This is a genomic window from Mesorhizobium sp. M7A.F.Ca.MR.362.00.0.0 (assembly GCF_004023175.1).
Classification (GTDB): Bacteria; Pseudomonadota; Alphaproteobacteria; order Rhizobiales; family Rhizobiaceae; genus Mesorhizobium.
On record NZ_RZTF01000505.1, the window covers coordinates 1 to 4,037 of the forward strand.

Below are 4,037 nucleotides of genomic sequence, written 5' to 3' on the forward strand. Positions count from 1 at the left end.
GAAGGATGCAGGTCGTCCCGCTACCGAGCAGGTGACCTCGAATATTGGGTCCGGGCCATTTAGATTCAATGAGAGCCTTGTTCGGCCGGGCGCGAGCTTCACCTACGACCGCAATGAAAAGTATATCCCCCGTCAAGAGCCTGCCGAGGGCCTCGCAGGCGGGAAGGTCGTCAAAGTCGATCGAGTTGAATGGCAGGTCATTACCGATCAGCAAACTGCGTTGGCCGCGTTGCAGGCGGGTGAGACTGATTTCGTTTTGTCTCCTGCCCCAGATCTTTATCCGGTAATCGAGAATGACCCCAATCTTGAACTCCAGGTTCTAAATACGTCTGGCAGTGACCTCTATATACGCATGAATTTTCTACAGCCGCCGTTCAACAACGTCAAAGCGCGGCAAGCGATGCTTCACCTGATCGACCAGGAAGCATTCTTACGGGTCATGGCCCCTGATTCTAGATTCGCACACCCGGTCACCTCACTGTTTGGAAACAGTACCCCGTATTCCAATGACGAAAATACGGGGTGGTACAAGAAGGGCGGAGATCCGGAGCGGGCAAAACAGCTATTTCAGGAAGCCGGGTATGCCGGCGAGAAGGTTTTTATATTCCAGATTACGGACTGGGCGGCGGCCAGCAATGCCGCGCTACTTTTGGCCGACACGCTCCGCAAAATCGGGGTCAATGTCGAGCTTGGGGCGATGTCCTTCGGTGAGTTCGCAACGCGTCGGGCGAATAAGGGGCCGGTCGAAAATGGGGGCTGGAGCATCTTCATCTCGGACTGGTCCGACTACAACTTCGGCGATCCAATCGGAACCTCATTCATGTTCGCAAATGGCGACAAAGCCTGGTGGGGCTGGCCGAAGAGCGATGAATACGAAGCTCTCCGGGCAAAATGGGTAGTCGCCGAAACGCTCGAGAAACGCCAAGCACTGGCCCGCGAGATGCAAGGGGTTTGGTGGGACTTTGTTGGCGCCGTGATGCTGGGACAGATTGTCCAGCCAGCAGCGCACCGGAAGGCGCTCACGGGTCTAATCGCGGTACCTGATTCACGTTTCCCGATGTGGAACATGCAGAAAGCCTGAGCGCAATGGCTATCTACATCCTACGCAGATTGGTTTCGACCGTCGCCGTCATGGCGATGGTCGGAATCTTCGTCTTCCTGTTGCTAAGGCTGGCACCGGGCGATCCAGCGGCCATGATAGCCGGCAAGTCGGCCACCGCGGAGATGATCGCCGGCATCCGCGAACAGCTGGGCTTGAATGATCCCCTGCCGGTTCAGTTCGTACATTGGGCCTTCGGCATCCTCCGCGGTGATTTAGGCATCTCAATTTTTTCTGGGCGACCGGTTCTCGAACTCATCTCGCAGCGGCTTGAACCCACCCTTTCCCTGTCGATCCTGACGATGATACTGTCAGCGACTGTCGGGGTCTGCTTCGGCATCCTTGCCGCCTGGCGAACAGGCGGCCTCGTCGACCGCCTCCTCGCTGTCTTTTCGGCACTTGGTTATTCCGTCCCTGTCTTTGTCATCGGTTATTTTTTCATCTATTTCTTCGCTATCAGGACGCACTGGCTGCCGGTCCAGGGATATGTACCGATCGATGGTGGGCTCGGGCCTTGGCTTGTGCATCTCATCCTGCCCACTGTGGCCTTGAGCCTTGGCTTCATTGCATTTATCGCCCGGGTCACGCGGGCGAGCATGCTCGAAGTTCTGTCGGAAGATTATATGCGAACGGCCGCTGCCAAGGGCGCTTCGTCCTACGCCATGCTCTTCCACCATGCCTTGAAGAATGCCGGCGTCCCGATCCTGACCGTCATCGGGATAAGTTTCGCTTATATGATCGGCGGCGTGGTTCTCACGGAAACAGTGTTCAACATCCCCGGTATCGGTCGGCTCGTAGTCGATGCGATCAACTACCGTGACTACCCCATTATCCAGAGCGTGCTCATCCTGACTTCGGGCCTGTACGTCCTTATCAATCTCACGGTCGATCTCGCTTATACGATGATCGACCCGCGCATCCGGTACTAATATGACACTCCCCTTCGTAACCTTTGAGGCCTCGCCGTCGGCCTCGCTGCAACTTTCCGGCCTTGCCCGTCTCGCTAGGCGGCATCCATTGATCCTGATCGGAGGTGGCCTGTTGGCGATCCTGATCGTTTTGGCGCTTGCCGCCCCGCTTTACGCCGGCGATCCGGGAAATATGGATCCGTTCAAGCGCCTTCAGCCACCGTCCGACGCCATGTGGTTCGGGAGCGACAATCTTGGGCGAGACGTGTTTGCGAGAACGATCTTCGGCGCTCGCATCTCGCTTATGGTCGGATTGCTGTCGGCGGCCTGTGCCGCCATGATTGGGCTCCTGATCGGTATCCTGGCCGGCTACAACCGCGCGTTCGACAATATTGTCATGCGGGTCATGGACGGCCTGATGTCGATCCCGACGATCCTGCTGGCGATTGCCCTCATCTCGCTGACGGGCCCCGGCATCGGAATCCTCATTGTCGCCATCGCGATCCCCGAGACGCCGGCCGTCGCGCGGCTGGTTCGCTCGGTGGTGCTCAGCGTTCGGGAGCGTCCCTATGTCGAAGCGGCGATCTGCGGTGGTGCGCGGCTACCGAAAGTACTGTGGCGGCATATTCTCCCAAGCACCATTCCGGCGCTAATGGTGCAGGGCGCCACGGTCTGCGCCAGCGCGATCCTGACGGAGGCGGGGCTGAGCTTCCTCGGCGTAGGCGTGCCGCCCGAGATTCCGAGCTGGGGCAACATGATCGCCAGTTCACGCTTATATCTCGCCATCGCTCCCATGACCATCTTTGCCCCCGGCATCTGCCTTGCCGTCACAGTGCTTGCCGTCAACCTGCTCGGTGATGGCTTGCGCGACATGTTCGATCCCCGCGCGAAGCGGAGGCGCTGATATGCTGATGCATAAAACTGACATGGAACTCCCTAAAACCACGGCAGAAGAAGCTCTTCTCGATGTTCGAGACCTTGAGACCGTATTTTACGGCGAGGAAAGTGTCACCCGCGCTTTGGGTGGTATTAGCTTCCAGGTGAGGAAAGGCGAAACGCTGGGCGTCGTTGGGGAATCTGGATGCGGCAAGAGTGTTACGGCCCTTTCGATCCTTCGGTTACTTCCAAAGCAGACGGCTCAGACGATTGGAGGTGAGGTCCGGTTTCAAGGCCGCGACCTTCTTGAGTTGTCGGAGCGGGAGATGCGGAAGATCCGCGGTGACAAGATCGCCATGATCTTCCAGGACCCAATGACGAGCCTGAACCCGGTCTACACGGTCGGCCATCAAATCGCTGAAGCGGTGCAGATTCACACAGGAGTCTCCCGTGCGATTGCGATGGCCAAGGCCGAAGAAATGCTCCGTTTCGTCCGCATCGCGGACCCTGAGCGTCGCGTCAACAACTATCCCTATGAAATGTCTGGCGGCATGCGCCAACGCGTCATGATCGCCATGGCTCTGGCCTGTTCACCGGAACTGTTGATTGCTGACGAGCCAACCACTGCGCTCGACGTTACGATCCAGGCGCAGATCCTACGTCTGATCGTCGACCTGAAAGAGCGCATGGGAACCGCGGTGATGTTCATCACCCATGATCTGGGTGTCGTCGCCGAGACATGCCAGCGCGTTATCGTCATGTATGCTGGCCGTATCGTCGAGCAAGCCGAAGTCGCGGATTTGTTCGCCCGCCCCATGCATCCGTACACTCAGGCTCTCATGCGCTCGGTACCTGACCGACGGCATGGGCGGCAGCGCCGTCTGCCGGAAATCCCTGGGATTGTACCAAACCTGCGTGAACCGATTATCGGGTGCAGCTTTGCCCCGCGCTGCCCGTTCGCGATCGATATTTGCCGCGAAAAGACGCCCGTCCTGCGTGACGTCGAATCCGGTCACGCCGCAGCCTGCTGGCGCTCAGAGGAGATTGTATTCGCATGAGCGGTCCATTGCTGAAAGTCGAAAATCTGACCAAGCATTTTCCGATCGGTGCGGGATTCTTCAAGAAGACCATTCCGGTGGTGCGGGCAGTGGAGG

The 4,037-nt window shown here is 58.2% G+C and carries 4 protein-coding genes and 1 pseudogene; all 5 read left to right on the forward strand.

The genetic code is table 11. From position 1 onward, the window contains the following. Window positions 1–1,081 (forward strand): ABC transporter substrate-binding protein (locus tag EOC06_RS34025; RefSeq protein ID WP_128309868.1); only part of this gene is annotated, 1,081 nt, incomplete at its 5' end. 5 nt (window positions 1,082–1,086) lie between these two features. Beyond that, window positions 1,087–2,028 (forward strand): ABC transporter permease, encoded by a 942-nt coding sequence (locus EOC06_RS34030; protein WP_128309869.1) that lies wholly within the window; start codon window positions 1,087–1,089, stop codon window positions 2,026–2,028. A 1-nt stretch (window position 2,029) separates the two neighbouring features. Beyond that, window positions 2,030–2,911, forward strand: a complete 882-nt coding sequence (locus tag EOC06_RS34035) for an ABC transporter permease (RefSeq protein ID WP_128309870.1) — start codon at window positions 2,030–2,032, stop codon at window positions 2,909–2,911. A 22-nt stretch (window positions 2,912–2,933) separates the two neighbouring features. Next, on the forward strand, window positions 2,934–3,941 hold the full coding sequence (locus EOC06_RS34040) for an ABC transporter ATP-binding protein (RefSeq protein WP_128309871.1): 1,008 nt from the start codon (window positions 2,934–2,936) through the stop codon (window positions 3,939–3,941). After that, window positions 3,938–4,037: pseudogene (locus EOC06_RS44210) on the forward strand (oligopeptide ABC transporter ATP-binding protein); the annotation flags it as partial. The gene EOC06_RS34040 and the pseudogene EOC06_RS44210, both read left to right, overlap by 4 nt.